The sequence below is a fragment of the Crenobacter luteus genome (assembly GCF_004345725.1).
In the GTDB taxonomy this organism is placed as follows: domain Bacteria; phylum Pseudomonadota; class Gammaproteobacteria; order Burkholderiales; family Chromobacteriaceae; genus Crenobacter; species Crenobacter luteus.
Map to the genome: position 1 here is coordinate 98,183 of NZ_SLXG01000004.1, position 17,897 is coordinate 116,079.

Annotated in this window: 20 protein-coding genes and 1 tRNA gene; 5 read left to right on the forward strand and 16 right to left on the reverse strand. The window is 68.5% G+C overall.

Features of this window, described 5'->3' with window-relative positions:
• Positions 1 to 5 precede the first annotated feature (5 nt).
• The 4 genes from EV683_RS04035 to EV683_RS04050 form a co-directional block, all read right to left on the reverse strand.
• Complete coding sequence (locus EV683_RS04035) at positions 6 to 779, reverse strand: ATP-binding cassette domain-containing protein (RefSeq protein ID WP_131861917.1); 774 nt, start codon at positions 777 to 779, stop codon at positions 6 to 8.
• Positions 766 to 1,743: a FecCD family ABC transporter permease gene (locus EV683_RS04040; RefSeq protein ID WP_131861918.1), complete on the reverse strand. Its 978-nt coding sequence runs from the start codon at positions 1,741 to 1,743 to the stop codon at positions 766 to 768. Before EV683_RS04040 ends, EV683_RS04035 begins: the two co-directional genes overlap by 14 nt.
• Before the next feature lie 64 nt (positions 1,744 to 1,807).
• Positions 1,808 to 2,617, reverse strand: a complete 810-nt coding sequence (gene dapB, locus EV683_RS04045) for a 4-hydroxy-tetrahydrodipicolinate reductase (RefSeq protein ID WP_131861919.1) — start codon at positions 2,615 to 2,617, stop codon at positions 1,808 to 1,810.
• 15 nt (positions 2,618 to 2,632) lie between these two features.
• Complete coding sequence (locus EV683_RS04050; RefSeq protein WP_082824233.1) at positions 2,633 to 2,989, reverse strand: outer membrane protein assembly factor BamE; 357 nt, start codon at positions 2,987 to 2,989, stop codon at positions 2,633 to 2,635.
• A gap of 95 nt (positions 2,990 to 3,084) precedes the next feature.
• On the opposite strand from EV683_RS04050, the gene fur reads away from it, so the two are divergent.
• Genes fur through EV683_RS04065 form a run of 3 tightly spaced genes read left to right on the forward strand, consistent with a single transcriptional unit; the run spans position 3,085 to position 4,959 of the window.
• Complete coding sequence (fur, locus tag EV683_RS04055) at positions 3,085 to 3,519, forward strand: ferric iron uptake transcriptional regulator (RefSeq protein ID WP_197457481.1); 435 nt, start codon at positions 3,085 to 3,087, stop codon at positions 3,517 to 3,519.
• Positions 3,516 to 4,217, forward strand: coding sequence for a leucyl/phenylalanyl-tRNA--protein transferase (gene aat, locus EV683_RS04060; RefSeq protein ID WP_066614329.1), 702 nt, complete (start codon positions 3,516 to 3,518; stop codon positions 4,215 to 4,217). The genes fur and aat overlap by 4 nt, the downstream gene beginning before the upstream one ends.
• A complete protein-coding gene (locus tag EV683_RS04065; protein ID WP_131861920.1) occupies positions 4,204 to 4,959 on the forward strand; it encodes an arginyltransferase in 756 nt (251 codons plus the stop codon). The genes aat and EV683_RS04065 overlap by 14 nt, the downstream gene beginning before the upstream one ends.
• A 70-nt stretch (positions 4,960 to 5,029) precedes the next feature.
• Here EV683_RS04065 and EV683_RS04070 read toward each other — a convergent pair whose 3' ends face one another.
• From EV683_RS04070 to EV683_RS04100, 7 genes are read right to left on the reverse strand one after another with little or no spacing between them, the layout of a single operon-like run.
• Complete coding sequence (locus EV683_RS04070) at positions 5,030 to 5,497, reverse strand: outer membrane lipoprotein (RefSeq protein ID WP_131861921.1); 468 nt, start codon at positions 5,495 to 5,497, stop codon at positions 5,030 to 5,032.
• Between the two features lie 48 nt (positions 5,498 to 5,545).
• A complete protein-coding gene (locus EV683_RS04075) occupies positions 5,546 to 6,136 on the reverse strand; it encodes a malonic semialdehyde reductase (protein WP_066614326.1) in 591 nt (196 codons plus the stop codon).
• Between the two features lie 21 nt (positions 6,137 to 6,157).
• On the reverse strand, positions 6,158 to 6,964 hold the full coding sequence (gene motD, locus EV683_RS04080) for a flagellar motor protein MotD (protein WP_066614325.1): 807 nt from the start codon (positions 6,962 to 6,964) through the stop codon (positions 6,158 to 6,160).
• A 14-nt stretch (positions 6,965 to 6,978) separates the two neighbouring features.
• Entirely contained in the window at positions 6,979 to 7,974 is a 996-nt protein-coding gene (locus tag EV683_RS04085) for a S49 family peptidase (RefSeq protein WP_131861922.1), read from the reverse strand.
• On the reverse strand, positions 7,974 to 8,324 hold the full coding sequence (locus EV683_RS04090) for a Rieske (2Fe-2S) protein (protein WP_131861923.1): 351 nt from the start codon (positions 8,322 to 8,324) through the stop codon (positions 7,974 to 7,976). Before EV683_RS04090 ends, EV683_RS04085 begins: the two co-directional genes overlap by 1 nt.
• A complete protein-coding gene (locus EV683_RS04095; RefSeq protein WP_066614322.1) occupies positions 8,300 to 8,959 on the reverse strand; it encodes an HAD-IIIA family hydrolase in 660 nt (219 codons plus the stop codon). The genes EV683_RS04090 and EV683_RS04095 overlap by 25 nt, the downstream gene beginning before the upstream one ends.
• Positions 8,943 to 9,896: an RluA family pseudouridine synthase gene (locus tag EV683_RS04100; protein ID WP_131861924.1), complete on the reverse strand. Its 954-nt coding sequence runs from the start codon at positions 9,894 to 9,896 to the stop codon at positions 8,943 to 8,945. Before EV683_RS04100 ends, EV683_RS04095 begins: the two co-directional genes overlap by 17 nt.
• Before the next feature lie 516 nt (positions 9,897 to 10,412).
• On the opposite strand from EV683_RS04100, the gene EV683_RS04105 reads away from it, so the two are divergent.
• Positions 10,413 to 13,463 (forward strand): Rne/Rng family ribonuclease, encoded by a 3,051-nt coding sequence (locus tag EV683_RS04105; protein WP_131861925.1) that lies wholly within the window; start codon positions 10,413 to 10,415, stop codon positions 13,461 to 13,463.
• Positions 13,464 to 13,547: 84 nt separating this feature from the next.
• Positions 13,548 to 13,623, forward strand: a tRNA-Asn gene (locus EV683_RS04110).
• Between the two features lie 74 nt (positions 13,624 to 13,697).
• Here EV683_RS04110 and EV683_RS04115 read toward each other — a convergent pair.
• From EV683_RS04115 to EV683_RS04135, 5 genes are all read right to left on the reverse strand, one after another.
• Positions 13,698 to 14,402 carry an SDR family NAD(P)-dependent oxidoreductase gene (locus tag EV683_RS04115; protein WP_131861926.1) on the reverse strand — a complete coding sequence of 235 codons (705 nt, stop codon included), beginning with the start codon at positions 14,400 to 14,402 and terminating at the stop codon, positions 13,698 to 13,700.
• Between the two features lie 17 nt (positions 14,403 to 14,419).
• The gene (phhA, locus tag EV683_RS04120) at positions 14,420 to 15,319 is read right to left on the reverse strand and encodes a phenylalanine 4-monooxygenase (protein ID WP_131861927.1); all 900 of its coding nucleotides are present in this window, start codon (positions 15,317 to 15,319) and stop codon (positions 14,420 to 14,422) included.
• An 11-nt stretch (positions 15,320 to 15,330) separates the two neighbouring features.
• A complete protein-coding gene (locus EV683_RS04125) occupies positions 15,331 to 15,630 on the reverse strand; it encodes a 4a-hydroxytetrahydrobiopterin dehydratase (RefSeq protein ID WP_131861928.1) in 300 nt (99 codons plus the stop codon).
• Between the two features lie 75 nt (positions 15,631 to 15,705).
• Positions 15,706 to 17,091 carry an amino acid permease gene (locus tag EV683_RS04130; RefSeq protein ID WP_131861929.1) on the reverse strand — a complete coding sequence of 462 codons (1,386 nt, stop codon included), beginning with the start codon at positions 17,089 to 17,091 and terminating at the stop codon, positions 15,706 to 15,708.
• A gap of 161 nt (positions 17,092 to 17,252) precedes the next feature.
• A complete protein-coding gene (locus EV683_RS04135) occupies positions 17,253 to 17,885 on the reverse strand; it encodes a CoA transferase subunit B (RefSeq protein WP_066614308.1) in 633 nt (210 codons plus the stop codon).
• Between the last annotated feature and the right edge of the window lie 12 nt (positions 17,886 to 17,897).

The window sequence follows — 17,897 nt, forward strand, 5'->3', positions numbered from 1 at the left end:
GGGCGTCAGCGGCGCAGCGGAATGAAAGCGCGCCAGCTGGTTTCGTCCGGATGGACCAGTTCGGCCAATCTGACGCCGTAGACGGCCTCGAGCCGTTCGGCGCGCATCACCTCATCGGTCGGGCCGACGGCGACGCAGCGACCGTCGTCGATCAGCGCGACCCGGTCGGCATGGCGTAGCGCGAGGTTGAGGTCGTGGACCACGGCGAGCACGCCGATCCCGTCGCGCCGCGCGAGCGCCGCGACGTCGGCGAACAGCGCGTCCGCCGCGCCGATGTCGAGTGCGGCGGTCGGTTCGTCGAGCAGCAGGTAGCGCTCCGCGCGGTCCGACGCGGCGAGCTGATAACAGGCGCGGGCGAGCAGCACCCGCTGCGCCTCGCCGCCCGACAGCGTGTCGGTCAGGCGTTCGGCGAGCGGCGCGGCGCCGCTTCGTTGCAAGATCGCCTCCAGTCGCGCTTCGTCCGCGTGACGTTGCCGGCAGGCGCCGCCGGCGACCACTTCGCGCACCGAGTAGCGCGGCGGCAACTGCGCCTGCTGTTCGAGCACCGCGCGGTGCGCCGCGAGCTCGGCCGTCGTGTAGTCGGACAGTGCGCGCCCCGCGAGCCGGACGGCGCCGATCGTCGGCTTCGCCAGCCCGCTCGCAAGGTGAAGCAGCGAGGTCTTGCCGGCTCCGTTCGGTCCGAGCAGCGCGAGCACCTCGCCCGCAGAGACGGTCAGCGAGACGGGGCCCAAGCGGCGGCGCGGGCCGAGTGCTCGGCCAACGTCTTCAAGCTCGAGCATCGCCGCGTCCTCCTTGTTTGTTCAGCAGCCACAGAAAGAATGGCGCGCCGATCAGGCTGGTGACGACGCCGACCGGCAGCTCGGCCGGCGCCAGCGCGAGCCGTGCCACCCAGTCGGCCAGTACCGTCAGCAGCGCGCCAAGCAGCGGGGCCAGCGTCATCAAGCGGCGCGACTCCGCGCCGACGAGCAGACGTGCCAGATGCGGTGCCAGCAGGCCGACGAAGCCGATCATGCCGACCGCAGAAACGACCAGGGCGGTCGCCAGCGCGGCCAGCACCGCGACGCCCTGCAAGCGGCGCGCAACGGCGAAGCCGACGTGGAAGGCGGCCGCCTCGCCCAATTGCAGTGCGTTCAGGAAGCTCGCCTGCAGGCGGAGCAAGAGCCAGACCGGCGCGATCGCCGCCAGCAGGCCGGCGGCGCCGGCCCAGTCCATCGCCGCGAAGCTGCCCATCAGCCAGAAGGTAACGTTCCTCAGGTCGCCGTCCGGCAGCGTCGCGATCAGCAACGTCAGCAGGCTGCCTGCCAGTGCGTTGACCGCGACGCCGGCAAGGATCAGGCGGCTGCCGGAGACGTCGCGACCGCACAGCTGACGCGCGATCAGCAGCGCGCCGAGTCCGCCGGCGAAGGCGGAGCCGGCTACGGCGATCGCGCCGGCGCCGACGCTGAGGCCGAGGGCGGCGGCGAGCGCCGCGCCGCCCGAGACGCCGATCAGGCCGGGCTCGGCCAGCGGATTGCGGAACAGCAATTGCACCGCGCTGCCGGCGGTGGCGAGCAGCGCGCCGGCACCGGCGGCGGCCAGTACGCGCGGTACGCGCAGGGTGTGGAGCAGCTCGGCCAACCAGGCATCGTGGCCGGGCAGGGCGAGCAGGGCGGCGACGTTGGCCGAGGCCGGGTTGCCGTCGATCAGTATGGCCGCGAGGCAGGCGAACGCGAGCGCGGCCAGCCAGGCAAGGGGGCGCGTCATCGGCGGGGGCAGGCAGCAAAAAGGGCGCCGGGGCGCCCTGTGCGAGACGGGGTGAGTGGGCGCATCAGCGCAGGCCCAGCACGTCCTGCATGTCGTAGACCTTGCCGAGCGGCTGCTCCTGCAGCCAGCGCGCGGCGCGCACCGCCCCGTTGGCGAAGGTCGCACGGCTCGACGCCTTGTGCGTGATCTCGACGCGCTCGCCGACGGCGGCGAACAGCGCGGTGTGGTCGCCGACCACGTCGCCGGCGCGTACGGTGGCGAAGCCGATGGTGCCCGGGTCGCGTTCGCCGGTCACGCCTTCGCGGCCGTAGACCGCGCAGGTCTTCAGGTCGCGGCCGAGGGCGTCGGCGATCACCTCGCCCATGCGCAGCGCGGTGCCGGACGGTGCGTCGACCTTGTGGCGATGGTGAGCCTCGACGATCTCGATGTCGTAGCCCTCGTTCAGCACGCGGGCGGCCAGGTCGAGCAGCTTGAAGGTCAGGTTCACGCCGACGCTGAAGTTGGGTGCGAACACGACGCCGATATTTTCGGCGGCGCGGGCGATCGCCGCCTTGCCGGCGTCGTCGAAGCCGGTGGTGCCGATGATGATGTTGACCTTGGCCGCGGTGCAGGCGTCGAGGTAGCCGAGCGTCGCCTCGGGGCGGGTGAAGTCGATCAGCACGTCGGCGCCTTCGAGCGCGGCTGCGAGGTCGTCGCCGACGGTCACGCCGGTGTGGCGGCCGACGAACAGGCCGGCGTCCTGGCCGACCAGCGGATTGCCGGCGCGCTCGATCGCGGCGTGCAGGCGGGCGTTCGGGGTGCTCAGCACCGATTCGATCAGCGCGCGGCCCATGCGGCCGCCGGCGCCGACGATGACTACGTTCAGTTCGCTCATGTCGTGACAGGTATCTTACGGGGTGGTCGGGACGGCGGCGGTCGGCTGGGTCAGGCCATGGGTTTCCGCCTTGACCAGCGTGTCGCCGCTGAAGAACAGGGTCAGTCGCGTGTCCTCGGCCAACTTGCCGTTGCGCGTCAGCCGGAAGGCATAGTCCCAGCGGTCGGCGTGGAAGGGGTCGGTGAGCAGCGGCGTGCCCAGCACGAAACGGACCTGCGCGCGCGACATGCCGGGCTTGATCTTGGCGAGCGACTCTTCGCTGACGGTGTTGCCCTGCGGGATGTCCATCTGGTAGGGGGAAATCCAACCGGTCAGGCTCGGGGCCGAGCAGGCGGTCAACGTCACCGAAAGGGCTAGAATCAGGGATCGCATGCGGTCTTTGTCGGTCAGGGAAGCGGGGGGTGGGTTGGGCAAAGCGGGCAAAAGCCTTTATCATGCCTTATAGAAACCACCGCCTTTATATCATGATGGACAAAGCCAGTCACCTCAAAGATATCGGCCTGAAGGCCACCGGCCCGCGGCTGAAGATACTCGATCTGTTCGAGCACAGCGAAACCCGCCACATGTCCGCCGAGGACGTGTACAAGCAACTGCTGTCGGAAAACATCGACATCGGCCTGGCCACCATTTACCGGGTGCTGACCCAGTTCGAGCAGGCCGGCATTCTGGTCCGCCACCATTTCGAAACCGGCAAGGCGGTCTACGAGCTCAACGAGGGCGGCCACCACGACCACATGGTCTGCATCAGTTGCGGCAAGGTGGTCGAGTTTTTCGACCCGGAGATCGAGGCGCTGCAGGAGCGCATCGCCGAGCAGCATGGTTTTCACATCATCGACCATGCGCTTTACATGTACGGCGAATGCCCCGAGTGCGCCGAGGCCAAGCCCAAGCGCCGTCGATGATCGCCTGGCTGGACCACCGGCCGGTTTTTCCGCCGCTGTCGCGTGCGCTGGCCGAACCCAACGGCCTGCTGGCCGTCGGCGGCGACCTGTCCCCCGAGCGTCTGCTGGCCGCTTACCGTCGCGGCATCTTCCCATGGTTCGCGCGTGGCGAGCCCATCCTGTGGTGGTCGCCATCGCCGCGCATGGTGATCCGTCCTCCCAAGCTGAAGGTAAGTCGCTCTCTGGCCAAGGCCTTGCGCAACCGCCGCTACCGCGTCACCGTCGATAGGGCGTTCCGCGCCGTCGTCGAGGCTTGTGCGGCGCCGCGCGAGCCGGGCGGCGATACCTGGATCGTACCCGAGATGGTCGAGGCTTATTGCCGCCTGCACGAGCGGGGGTACGCGCACAGTTTCGAGACCTGGGTCGACGGCGAACTGGTCGGCGGCCTCTACGGGGTCGGCATCGGCACGATGTTCTACGGCGAGTCGATGTTCAGTCGCGTGAGCGATGCGTCCAAGATCGCCTTCGTGCATATGGTTCGCCACCTGCAGGACATGGGTGTGGCGATGATAGATTGCCAGATGCATACCCCGCATCTCGAGAGCCTCGGGGCCGAGCTGGTGCCGCGCGAGGCGTTTGTTGCTACGCTGAAGCTAGGCTGCGCGTCGGCGCAGCCTGCTTCGATGTGGGACTACGACTACTCCAATGAGCCAGCGTGACGCCGGCGACGCGGTCGCCATCCATTTTTATGCCACGGCCCCCTATCCGTGCAGTTATCTCGAGGGGCTTCAGGCGCGCTCGCAGGTCGCGATTCCAGCCAATGCGATCGAAGCCCGCGTCTACAGCCAACTGGTGCGTATGGGCTTCCGCCGCAGCGGGCTTTACGTCTACCGACCCTATTGCGATATCTGTCGCGCCTGCGTGCCGGTCCGGCTGCCGGTCGACGCGTTCCGGCCCAGCCGTAGCCAGCGTCGCGCCTTCGCCCGTCATGGTGCGCTCGAGGCGCGTCTGCTGCCGCTGCAGTTCCGCGACGAGCATTACGCGCTTTACCGCCGCTATCAGGCGGCGCGCCACGCCGGCGGCGGCATGGCCGACGACGACCCGGGGCAGTACTCGGAGTTCATCCTCAAGAGCGGCGTCGACAGCTGGCTGGCCGAATTCCGCGAGGGCGGGGTGCTCAGGATGGTCAGCCTGATCGACCAGCTCGCCGACGGCCTGTCGGCGGTCTACACCTTCTACGACCCGGACGAGCCGCAGGCCAGCTACGGCGTTTACAGCGTGCTCTGGCAGGTTGAGCTGGCTCGCCGGCTGGGACTCGCTTACGTCTACCTCGGTTACTGGATCGGACAGTGTCGCAAGATGTCGTACAAATCGGCCTACCGTCCGCTCGAGGCGCTGGTCGACGGCCGTTGGCGGCCGTTCGAGGTGGGGCAGGCGCCTCATTTGCCGTCGGGTGTCTAGAGGAGCTTCGCGCCAAACGAAAACGGCCCGCCGATCGGCGGGCCGTCCGTTTCGGGGGGGGCGCTCAGGCTCAGAGCGGTAGCACGCGGTCGTTGCCGCCGCCGGAGAGCACGCGCACGCGCTGGCCCGGCTGCAGCACGACGTCGGCCTCCTGCACGATCGATATCGTGCGCGAGCCGCGGTCGAGCTGGACGGTGATCTCGTAGGCGTTCTTGGCGCCCAGCGAACGCTGCGCCGAGCCGGTGGCGAGGCCGCCTGCGATCGCGCCGACGATGGCGCCGGCGGCGGCGCCGGTGCCCTTGCCGATATTGCTGCCGGCCAGGCCGCCGAGCGCGACGCCGCCGAGGTTGACGAGTTCGTTGGCTTCACCTTCCATCTTTACCGGCGTCACCGAAATCACCGTGCCGAGTTCGACGGTCTGTACCTGGCGCATCTGGCCTTTGGAGTAGACGCGCGCCGAATCGGAGGTCGAGCAGCCGGTCAGCGCGGTGCTGACGACGACGGCGCCGATCAACAGGGGGCGGAAGAGGGGGGTCATGGCTTTCTCGCTATGCAGTGCCGGATCGTGCGGACGGTCCGGCCAAAATCAAAGAATCCGGCACGCCTCGTCGAAGCCGAAGCGCGGCGAGCGCGGATGCAGGGTGCTCGCGTCGCCGTAGCCGATATTCACCAGGAAATTAGCTTTGAAGCGGCCGTCAGGGAAAAATTCCGCATTCAGCTGGTCGGCGTCGAAGCCGGACATCGGGCCGCAGTCCAGTCCGAGCGCACGGGCGGCGAGGATCAGATAGCCGCCTTGCAGGCTGCTGTTGCGAAAAGCGGTGGCGTCGATCAGCGCGGCGTTGCCCTCGAACCAACTTTTCGCGTCGGCGTGCGGAAACAGCTGCGGCAGGTGTTCGTAAAAGCGCGTGTCCATCGCGACGATCGCGGTGACCGGCGCGCTCATCGTCTTGTCGACGTTGCCGGGGGCGAGGCAGGGCTTGAGCCTGGCCTTGGCCTCGGGCGAGGCGACGAATACGAAGCGTGCCGGCGAGCAGTTGGCGCTGGTCGGGCACAGTTTCAAGAGGTCGAACAACTGGCGCAACGTGGCTTCGGCGACCGGGCGGGCCTGCCAGTGGGTGAAGGTGCGGGCGTTGTGGAACAGTTGCTCGAGATCGGCGTGCTGGATCGGGGTGGTCATCGTTTCGCTCGGGCTCCGGGTTCAGGGTTGCGGGGCGACGGAGACGCCGGCGGGTTCGCCGCGCTCCGGGTCGCTGGACAGCACGGTGATCGCGACGCGGCGGTTTTGCGCGCGGCCGGCGTCGTCGTCGTTCGCGGCCACCGGCAGGTTCTCGGCGCGGCCGATCGCCACCAGGCGCGCCGGCGCGATGCCGTTCTCGACGAACAGTCGCACCACGCTGCCGGCGCGCGCGGCTGACAGTTCCCAGTTGGACGGGTAGACCGGGTTGTTGATCGGCACGTTGTCGGTGAAGCCCTCGACGCGCACCGGGTTGTCGACGCCGGACAGGATGCGGGCGACCTCGGCCAACACCTGGCGCGATTGCGGCGACGGCGCGGCCTGGCCGACCGGGAACAGTGCGCTGTCCTTGATCTCGATCGCGACGCCGAGTGCGCTGTGCGTGACGCGCACCTGGCCGCCGCGGATCAGTGGGTCGGTCGCCTTCATCAGTTCGTCGGCCAGTTGCGCGAGCCGGGCGCGCTCGCGGCCGGCCGGGCTGTCGTCGATTTTCGGGCTGGCCTTGACCTCCTTGGCGACCGGCTTGGCGTTCGGCACGGCGATCATCGTGTTGGCGCCGCCGCTGGGCGGCGTCGGGCTGACCGTCAGTTGCTCGGCGCGGAAGGCTTCGACGATGGCGGTCGACAGTACGCGGTACTTGCCCTCGTTGACCGAGGAGATCGCGTACATCACCACGAAGAAGGCGAACAGCAGCGTGATGAAGTCGGCGTAGGAAACCAGCCAGCGTTCGTGGTTCTCCGGCTCCTCCTCGCGGCGTCGGCGGCGGTTCATCGCGGGCTCCTGGTCTAGAGCAGGCGCGTCGCGAACAGCTCGCGCAGCCCGTCGGACAGCGAGACGCCGAAGCGGCGCGCGAAGCGGCTGGTCAGGTCGTCCTGCGGTGTGTAGTCTACCAGCTTCTCGGCCTTGAGCACGTCGCGTGCGACGCTGCGCACCGAGCCGAGCCCGTCGACAAGGCCGAGCGCCACGCCCTGGTCGCCGAGCCAGATGCGGCCGGAGAACAGTTCGGGGTCGTTCTTCAGGCGTGTGCCTCGGCCAAGCTTGACTGCCGCGACGAACTGCCGGTGGATGTCGTCGATCAGGCTGCGGCGTATCGCCTCGTGCCGGGGGTTCTCGGGCGAGAACGGGTCGCCCATGGCCTTGTCGGCGCCGGCGGTCATCAGGCGGCGCTCGACGCCGAGCTTCTCCATCGCGCCGGTGAAGCCGAAGCCGCCCGAGAGCACGCCGATCGAGCCGATCACGCTGGCCTTGTCGGCGTAGATCTTGTCGGCGGCGGCGGCGATGTAGTAACAGCCTGACGCGCAGACCTCCTCGACCGCGACGATGACCGGGATGGTCGGGTGCTGCTTCTTGAGGCGGCGGATTTCGTCGTAGGCCATGCCGGACACCACCGGGCTGCCGCCGGGGCTGTTGGCGCGGATCACGATGCCGCGCGCGCTGCCGCTCCTGTAGGCGGCCTCCATGCCCTTGACCAGCTTGTCGGCGACGTCGTTCTCGCCGCCGATCACGCCGTTCAGGTCGATCAGCGCGGTGTGCGCGCTGCCCAGGCCGATGCCGCTCTTGTCGCCGTCGGACGACGACCACATCGCGGCGACCGCCAGTGCGGCCAGCGTCAGCCACATCAGCCGGAAGAAGGTTTTCCATTGCCGCGTGCGGCGCTGCTCGACGAGCGCGGCGCTGGCGAGTTTTTCGACCAGGCGGCGTTCCCAGTTGGGGTCCTGCTGATTCAAAGGGGAATCTCCGTTGGGGGACTGGGGCAGTCTAGCAAATCTGCCGTCGCGCATCAGCCCGTGACGTAGACCTGACCGTCGCGCTCCTCGACGGCGAGGGCGTGCAGGCTGGCGCCCTTGCAGGGGCCGGCGACGCACAGGCCGGTGTCGGGCGCGTACAGCGCGCCGTGCATGCTGCAGACGAGGAACTCGCGGCTCGGGTCGAAGAAGTGGCCGTCGATCAGGTCGAGCTCGACCGGCACGTGGCGGCAGGCGTTCCGGAAGGCGTACACCTGCCCTTGGAAGCGGACGGCGAAACCCTTGGTCTTCTCGCCGTTGGCGTGCTCGATCACGAAGCGTACGCCGACGCCGCGCTCCTCGAGCGCGCCGGACGGGCAGATCAGTTCAGTTGCGGCAGCAGCCATGCGTGCAAGTCCGGGTAGGTGTCGAAGATGCCGAGCGGCGCGCAGGCGGCCAGCTCGCCGACCGGGTGGGCGCCGTAGCTGACGCCGGCGCCGTGGGTGCCGGCGTTCTGCGCCATCATCAGGTCGTGCGTGGTGTCGCCGACCATCAGCGTGCGGCGGGTGTCGACGCCGAGATGGTCGGTCAGCTCGAGCAGCATGGAAGGGTGCGGCTTGGAGTGACACTCGTCGACGGTGCGGGTGGCGTCGAACAGCCCGGCGAGGCCGGTCTTGGCCAGCACGCGGTCGAGTCCGGCGCGGCTCTTGCCGGTGGCCACGGCGAGGAAGGCGCCCTGCGCCTTGAGCTCGGCCAACCCTTCGCTGACGCCGTCGAACAGTTCGATGGCCTCGTCGCCCTTCAGGTAGTGGTCGCGGTAGGCGACGACCATGTCCTGGTAGCGCGCGGGCTCGAGCCCCGGGCAGACGTGGCGCATCGCGTCGACGAGGCCGAGGCCGATGACGTGGCTGGCGCGTTCGCGCGGCGGGATGGGCAGGTCGAGGTCGGCGCAGGCGCGCTGGATCGAGCGCACGATGTGCGCGGTCGAGTCCATCAGCGTGCCGTCCCAGTCGAAAACGATCAGATCAAAGGTCTTGGCCATACGGGGTCAGAGAGGCGAGAAAGGCGGAAAGTTCGGCCGGCAGCGGCGCCTTGAGCTCGAGGCGCTCGCCGGTCAGCGGGTGGGGCAGGGTGAGGCTGGTCGCATGCAGGAACATGCGTTTGAGGCCGCGTCGGGCCAGCTCCTTGTTGAAGCCGAAGTCGCCGTATTTTTCGTCGCCGGCGATCGGATGGCCGCTTTCCTGCATGTGCACGCGGATCTGGTGGGTGCGGCCGGTCTTCAGTTGCGCCTCGACCAGCGTGAAGCCCTGATAGGGCGTGACGACGCGAAACACGGTGTGCGCGGCGATGCCGTCCGGGCCGACCTGCACGCGGCGTTCGCCTTCGGGGGTGCTGAACTTGAACAACGGCAGCTTCACGTGGCGCAAGTCGGCCGGCCAGTGGCCGAGGCCAAGCGCGAAGTAGCGCTTGTCCGGCACGTTGTTGCGCATCATCTCGTGCAGCCTGACCAGCGCCGAGCGCTTCTTGGCGACCATCAAAAGGCCCGAGGTCTCGCGGTCTAGGCGGTGGACGAGCTCCAGATAGCGCCAGTCCGGGTGGGCCTGGCGCAACTGTTCGATCACGCCGAAGGACACGCCGCTGCCGCCGTGCACGGCGACGCCGGCCGGCTTGTCGATGACCAGCAGCGCCTCGTCTTCGTAGACGACCGGGAAGGTCGCCGCCGGCGCGGGCGAGCGGCCCAGCGGTTTTTTCTCCGCGACGCGCACCGGCGGGATGCGCAGCAGGTCGCCAGCCGAGAGGCGCGCCGAGGCGTCGACGCGGCCCTTGTTCAGGCGCACCTCGCCCGAGCGCAGGATGCGGTAGACGTGGCTCTTGGGCACGCCCTTGAGCACGCGCAGGAGGAAGTTGTCGATGCGCTGCCCTGCCTCGTCTTCGGTCACCGTGTGGAAGGTGACGGAGTCTTTGCGAATATCTGTCATTTTACTTATACTTCGTCCGCTTCTTCGCGTGTTGCAATGCGAGGACGGCGATACCGGCAAGTGAAGTCGCCCCGCGGTTCATCGCGGCGCGGGCCGCTGCGGGATTCGTTCCGGCCGGCAGGGCCAGGCCCTGACCTGACGCCGAGAACCCGGCCGCAGCCACGGTTGTCTCGCTCACCGAAAAGCAGCGATGGTAATGCATTTGCACGCATCACGCACTCACGAGCTTTCCTCCCTCGATGCCAAGCCAGTCGGGGGATTGCGCAGCAAAGTTTGACCCGGCGCGACAAGACCGGCCCTCGCAACCGGCAATGCCCAACCCGCGGCGGTGCCGTCATCACAGCGTTTCGAGCGCCCTACCGCTTGCCGCGTGAGATTCGACATCAGGAAGTCGGCTTACGCCCCGTTTCTATTCGTTCTTTACTTAGATACTTCTACGGAAAGCGCCCATCTTAGACCCTGGGCCGTCAAATACTTGCTGTGTCCCTAGCGTGAGTGCCGCGCGGGGAACGTTACATGAAACGTATGCTGTTCAACGCGACGCAGGCCGAAGAGCTGCGCGTCGCGATCGTCGATGGGCAAAAGCTCATCGACCTCGATATCGAGACCGTTGGTAAGGAACAACGCAAGGGCAACATCTACAAGGGCACGATCACCCGGATCGAACCTTCGCTGGAAGCCTGCTTTGTCGACTACGGTACCGATCGCCACGGCTTTTTGCCGTTCAAGGAAGTCTCCCGCTCCTACTTCAAGGACTTCGACGGCGGCCGTCCGCGCATCCAGGACGTGCTGCGCGAAGGCATGGAAGTGGTCGTCCAGGTCGAGAAGGACGAGCGCGGCAACAAGGGCGCCGCGCTGACCACTTATATCAGCCTCGCCGGCCGCTACATCGTGCTGATGCCGAACAATCCGCGCGGCGGCGGCGTGTCGCGCCGCATCGAGGGCGAGGAGCGCCAGGAGCTCAAGGAGCTCTTGTCCCAGCTCGAGACGCCGCAGGGCATGAGCCTGATCGCGCGTACCGCCGGTATCGGCCGCTCGCTCGAAGAGCTCAAGTGGGACCTTGACTACCTCTTGCAGCTGTGGCGCGCGATCGAAGGCGCCTCGGGCGCGCAGAGCGCGCCGTTCCTGATCCTGCAGGAAAGCAGCCTGATCATCCGCGCGATCCGCGACTACTACCAGCCGGACATCGGCGAGATCCTGATCGACACCGAGGAGGTGTACGACCAGGCCCGCCAGTTCATGAGCCACGTGATGCCGAACAACGTCAATCGCGTGAAGCTTTACACCGACCACGTGCCGCTGTTCTCGCGCTTCCAGATCGAGCACCAGATCGAAACCGCCTTCTCGCGCAGCGTGACGCTGCCGTCCGGCGGCGCGATCGTGATCGACCATACCGAGGCGCTGGTGTCGGTCGACGTGAACTCGGCGCGCGCGACCAAGGGCGGCGACATCGAGACCACCGCGCTGAACACCAACCTCGAGGCGGCCGAGGAGGTCGCCCGCCAGTTGCGTCTGCGCGACCTGGGCGGCCTGATCGTGATCGACTTCATCGACATGGAAGTGCCGAAGAACCAGCGCGAGGTCGAGAACAAGCTGCGCGAAGTGCTCAAGCACGACCGCGCGCGCGTCCAGATGGGCAAGCTGTCGCGCTTCGGCCTTCTTGAGCTGTCGCGCCAGCGCCTGCAGCCTTCGCTCGGCGAGACCAGCCACCAGCCGTGCCCGCGTTGCCACGGTACCGGCTTCATCCGCGGCACCGAATCGTCGGCGCTGCACATCCTGCGCATCATCCAGGAAGAGGCGATGAAGGAGAACACCGGCGCGGTGCACGCGCAGGTGCCGGTCGACGTCGCGACCTTCCTGCTCAACGAGAAGCGCACCGAGCTGTATTCGCTCGAGGAGCGCCTCGGCGTCAGCGTGCTGCTGATTCCGAACATCCATCTCGAAACGCCGAACTACCAGGTCGTGCGCGTCCGTCTCGACGGCATCGAGGAGCTGGGCGACATGCCGAGCTACCGTCGCGTCGAAGCGCCGGAGGAAGACACCCAGCTGCGCTTCGGCCAGGAGAAGGAAAAGCCGGTCCGCCAGGAGGCCGCGGTCAAGGGCATTACCCCGGCGCAGCCCGCCCCGGTCGCTGCCGAACCCAAACCCGCCGTCGCTCCGGCGCAGCCGGCGTCGCAGCCCGGCCTGATCGCACGCATCGTCGCCTGGCTCAAGGGCGAGAGCGCGCCGGCCGCCGCCGTGCCGGCCGAGCCGGAGAAGAAGGAGGCGCCGCGCCGCGATGCGCGCCAGGCCCAGGGCGGCAAGCCGCGTCAGGGTGGCGAGGAGCGTCGTCGCAACAATGGCCAGCAGGCTCCCCAGGCCGGTCAGCCGCGCCGCGGCCGCGACGAGCCGCGCGAGGATCGTCGTGCCGCGGGTGCGGAAGAAAAGCCGCGCCGCCAGCCGGCCGAGGCCCGCGGAGCGGGCGAGGCGGCCAATGCCGAGCGCGCCGAGCGTCAGCAGGGGCCGCGTGAGAACCGCCGCGAGCGCAAGGAGCGCGAACCGCGCGACAATCGCGCCGTGACCGCCGAGGAGGGTCAGTCCGAGGAGGCGCGCGCGCCGCGTGCGCCGCAGGAGCGCCAGGACCGTCGCCGTGCGCCGCAGCCGTCCCCGGAGGTCGCGCCGGCCGAGCCGGTCGCCGCTGAAGGGGCCGAGGCGGCTGCGCCGGCCGAGGGCGAGGCGCGCGAGCGTGGCGACCGCCGTCGTCGTCGCGGCCGTCGCGATCGTCGCCAGGACGAAATGGTGACCAATGTGGCCGCGCTGGCGGGCGAGCTGTCGCTCGAGGCCGAGGTCCTGCTCGGCGAGTTGCGGACGATGGGGCTGGAGAAGCCCGCTATCGACGCGCCGCTCAGCGAGCACGAGCGCCGTCAAGTGCTCCGCCGTCTGAAGCCGGAAGCGTTGGCCGAGGTCGAAGCCGTCAAGGCCGAGCAGGATGTCACACCGCAGGCCGAAGAAGCGGTCGAGGCCAAGGCCGTGGCCGTCGAGCCGGTGCAGGCTCCGGCCCCGTCCGAGCCGTCGAATGCCGTTGAGGCCGAGCCGGCGGTGTCGAGCCCGGCCGAAGCCGTCGCGGTGGCGCTCGAGCAGCCGGCCGTCGAGGCGGCGCCGCAGCTGTCCGTCGTGCAGGCCGAGGTGTCGGCCGAAGCGGCCGAGGTCGGGTCCGCGTCCGTCGAAGCGGTCGTGACCGAAGAGCCAGTCGTCGCGGTGGTGACGGTCGAGCCGGTTCAGGTCGAGCCGGCGACCGCCGCGCTAGAGTCCGCGCCGTCGCCCGTCGCGGTCGAGGAGACTGCGGTCGAAAAGGCGTCGGCTAGCGAGGGGCAAGAGGTGGCCGTGTCCGCCGCGCGCCCGCTTGAGGTCGAGCCCGACCTGGGCGGCCTGGTGATGGTGACGACCTCCAAGCCCGTCGAGCCCGCCGCGCCCGTCGTCGAGGCGGCATCCGGCCCGCGCCGCCGCGACGTCGTCCGCAAGGACGAGGCGGCAGAGCCGGTGACGGAACTCGTGCAGGTCGAAACACGCGAGGCCAAGAGCGAGTGATGCAGCAGACAAGCCCGTATTGGTAAAAAATGTCGATACGGGCTTGACGGGAAGCCGTAAGGGTACTATTATGGCTTCCTCGATTCCCCGATAGCTCAGTCGGTAGAGCGACGGACTGTTAATCCGCAGGTCCCTGGTTCGAGCCCAGGTCGGGGAGCCAAATACCAACGCCGTGAACCTCTTGGTTCACGGCGTTTTCCGTTTCGGGTGTGGCAAAACGCGGGTGACCCCGCGTCAGCTCAGCCCCGTCACCGGCACGGCGGCGCCGTGGATGGCGCGCGCGGCGTCCGACGCGAGGAAGGCGATCACGTCGGCCAGCGCCGCCGGCGCGACCCAGCGCGCCGGGTCGGCGCCGGGCATCGCCGCGCGGTTTTCCGGCGTGTCGATGATGGTCGGCAGCACGCAGTTGACGTTGACGCCGGCCTCGCGCAGCTCGGCGGCCATCGCCTCGGTCAGGCGGATCAGCGCCGACTTGGCCGCGCAGTAGGCGCCCATCTGCGCGACGCCCTTGCCGGCGGCGTTGGCGCCGACGTTGACGATCTTGCCGCCGCCGGCGGCGACCATGCCCGGCGCGACGGCGCGCACCGCGTGCATCATCGTGCGCACGTTGATGTCGAACAGGAAGTCGAGGTCGGCGTCGGCCGTCGCGTGCACCGGCGTGCCCATGCGGAAGCCGCCGGCGAGGTTGCACAGCACGTCGACGCGGCCGAAGCGCGCGCGCGCGGCGTCCGCCGCCCGCGCGACCGCGTCGGCGTCGAGCAGGTCGACGGCGGCGAACTGGCGGCGCGCGTCCTCGGCGCCGAAGGCTTCGGTCAAATGCTCGGCGTGTTGGCCGAGCAGCACCAGATTGGCGCCTTGTGCGTAAAAGGCGTCGGCGACGGCGCGGCCGAGGTTGCCGGCGGCGCCGGTGATCAGCACGGTGCGATCGTGAAATTGCATTGGGGTCTCCTGTCCGTTTACAGCGCCGCGGTCTCGGCGCGGCGCGCCGCGTGGTAGGTGCCGTTGCCGCGCGTCAGCACGCGGTCGGTGTCGAGCACGTCGCCGGGGAGGTAGTCCGGCTGGTCCTTGATCGCCGCGTAGACCGGGTCGAAGTCGATATTGGCCAGCTCGAGCAGCTCGTCGAGGTGGTCGAGCACGAAATAGCTCTCCTGGAAGTCGTCGATGCGGTAACGGGTGCGCATCACGCGCGCCAGGTCGAAGCCGATGCGGTTCGGCGACGGATCGTCGAGCGAGAAGATCGACTCGGTGTACGACGACACGATGCCGGCGCCGTAGATGCGCAGGCCGTCGCGCTGTTTGACCAGCCCGAACTCGACCGTGTACCAGTAGACGCGCGCCAGCTTGTCGAGCACGCCGAGCTTTTGCGCCCGCAGGCCGCCGACGCCGTAGGCCTGGATGTAGTCGGCGATCACCGGGTTCATCAGCATCGGCACGTGGCCGAACACGTCGTGGAACACGTCGGGTTCTTCCAGGTAGTCGAGCTGCTCGCGGCGGCGGATGAAGTGGCCGGCCGGGAAGCGCCGGTTCGCCAGGTGCTCGAAGAACACGTCGTCGGGCACCAGCCCCGGCACCGCGACGACCTGCCAGCCGGTGTGCTTCATCAGCACGTCGGATAGGCGGCGGAAGTCCGGGATCTGGTCGGCGCCGATCGGCAGCGCGCGCATGCCGGCGACGAACTCGTCGCAGGCGCGCCCCGGCAGCAGCCGGGCCTGGCGCTCGAACAGCGTCTTCCACACCGCGTGCTCCTCGGCGCTGTAGTTGTCCCAGCCCTGGTCTATGGTCCAGTCGGCGCGCTCGGGGCGGCCGGATTCGCCGGCGGCCAGGCCGTGCTTGACGGCCTTGTCGTTCGCTTGCATGGCTGTCTCCCTTATCCGGCGAAGCGCGCGTAGGCGGCGTCCGCGTAGTGGGCCAGTTCGACGTCGCGCCCGGTCAGGCCGTCGGCGTCGTGCGTGGTCAGCGTGATCGCCACGCGGTTGTAGACGTTGAACCACTCCGGGTGGTGGTTGCGCGCCTCGGCCGCCAGCGCGATCTGCGTCATGAAGGCGAAGGCCTCGGCGAAGTCGCGGAACCGGAACTCGCGCGCGATCGCGCCGCGCGCCGCGTCGTAATGCCAGTGCGGCAGGCCGGCCAGCGCCTCGGCCAACCCTTGTCCTTGCAGTTTTTCCATTACGTTTTTCCTTGGCGGTGGCCGCTGGCTTCCGTCAAGGAAGCGGCGGCGGATTCGTTCAGAGAAACAGGCGACTTACTCGGTGCCGACGCCGCTGGGCAGCAGCTTGGCCGAGCCCTTGGTCTTGAGCTGGTAGCCCAGCGCGAGCACGACCAGCCAGACCGGGATCAGCAGCACCGACAGGCGCAGTCCCGGCGTCAGGTACATCACGACCAGGATGCCGGCGAGGAAGGCCAGGCACAGCCAGTTGGTGAACGGCGCGCCCAGGCTCGGGAAGCGCGTGGTCTGGCCGGCGCGCGCCTTCTCGCGGCGGAACTTCAGGTGGATCAGGCTGATCATCGCCCAGTTGATCATCAGCGCCGACACCACCAGACCCATCAAGAGTTCGAAGGCCTTGCCCGGCATCAGGTAGTTGATCAGCACGCACGACGCGGTCGCCAGCGCCGAGAAGGCCAGCGCGGCCAGCGGTACGCCGCGACGGTTGACCGCCAACAGCGCCTGCGGCGCGTTGCCCTGCTTGGCGAGGCCGAGCAGCATGCGGCTGTTGCAGTACACGCCGCTGTTGTAGACCGACAAGGCGGCGGTCAGCACGACGACGTTGAGCACGTTGGCGACGAGGTTGCTGTCGAGCGCGTGGAAGATCATCACGAAGGGGCTGCCGCCTTCGACGACCTTCTGCCACGGGTACAGCGACAACAGCACGGCGAGCGCGCCGACGTAGAACAGCAGGATGCGGTAGATCACTTGGTTGGTCGCCTTCGGGATGGTCTTCTCCGGCTTGTCGGCCTCGGCCGCGGTGATGCCGACCAGCTCCAGTCCGCCGAACGAGAACACGATGCCGGCCATCGCCATCGCCAGACCCGCCAGGCCGTTCGGCATGAAGCCGCCGTGTTGCCACAGGTTGGACACGCTGGCGGCCGGGCCGGCGGCGCCGCTGCCCAGCAGGTAGGCGCCGAAGGCGATCATGCCGACGATCGCGGCGACCTTGACGATCGAGAACCAGAACTCCATCTCGCCGTAGTACTTCACGCTGCTCAGGTTGACGAGGTTGATCGCGACGAAGAACACCGCCGCCGACACCCAGGCCGGCAGCTCAGGCCACCAGTACTGCATGTAGATGCCAACCGCCGACAATTCGGCCATGCCGACCAGCACGTACAGCACCCAGTAGTTCCAGCCCGACATGAAGCCGGCGAACGGCCCCCAGTAGCGGTGCGCGAAGTGGCTGAACGAGCCGGCCACCGGTTCGTCGACGACCATCTCGCCGAGCTGGCGCATGATCAGGAAGGCGATGAAGCCGGCGAAGGCGTAGCCGAGCAGCACCGCCGGGCCGGCGAGCTTGATCGTCTGCGCGATGCCGAGAAACAGGCCGGTGCCGATCGCACCGCCCAGCGCGATCAGCTGGATGTGGCGGTTCTTGAGTTCGCGCTTGAGGCCATCATTGGACTGCTGAGAATGCATCGTTATTCCTCTTCTCCATGTAGCAAGGTCTTGCCTCGTTGCCGCTCGCCCTTGTCGTCCGGGTCGGTCGGCGGCGCGGGATCGCCGCGCCGCCGCCTGTCGATGCGGCGGGAGGTTCTTGTCGTGCGATGATGCGGGAGTGGCGGGTTAAGGGCTCCGGGTCAGCGGATCGCGAGCGGCGCGCCGGTCAGCGCCCGGACGTCGCCGACCGTCACCCCCGGCGCCAGCTCGACCAAGTTCAGGCCGTCGGCCGTCACGTCGATCACGCAAAGGTCGGTGATGATGCGGTCCACGCACGCGAGGCCGGTCAAGGGCAGCGTGCAGCGCTCGACGATCTTGTGCGCGTCGCCACGGGCGACGTGCTCCATCAGCACCACCACGCGGCGCGCGCCGGCGACCAGGTCCATCGCGCCGCCCATGCCCTTGATCATCTTGCCGGGGATCATCCAGTTCGCCAGGTCGCCGGTCGCGCTGACCTGCATCGCGCCGAGGATCGCCAGGTCGATGTGGCCGCCGCGGATCATCGCGAACGAGTCGGCGCTCGAGAAGTACGAGGCGCCCGGCACGGCCGTCACCGTCTGCTTGCCGGCGTTGATCAGGTCGGCGTCGACCTCGTCGTCGGCCGGGAACGGGCCGATGCCGAGCAAGCCGTTCTCCGACTGCAGCCACACGTCGATCCCCTCGGGGATGTGGTTGGCGACCAGCGTCGGCAGGCCGATGCCGAGGTTCACGTAGAAGCCGTCCTGCAGTTCCTGCGCGGCGCGCGCCGCCATTTCATCGCGGGTCCATGCCATGTTCGCGTCTCC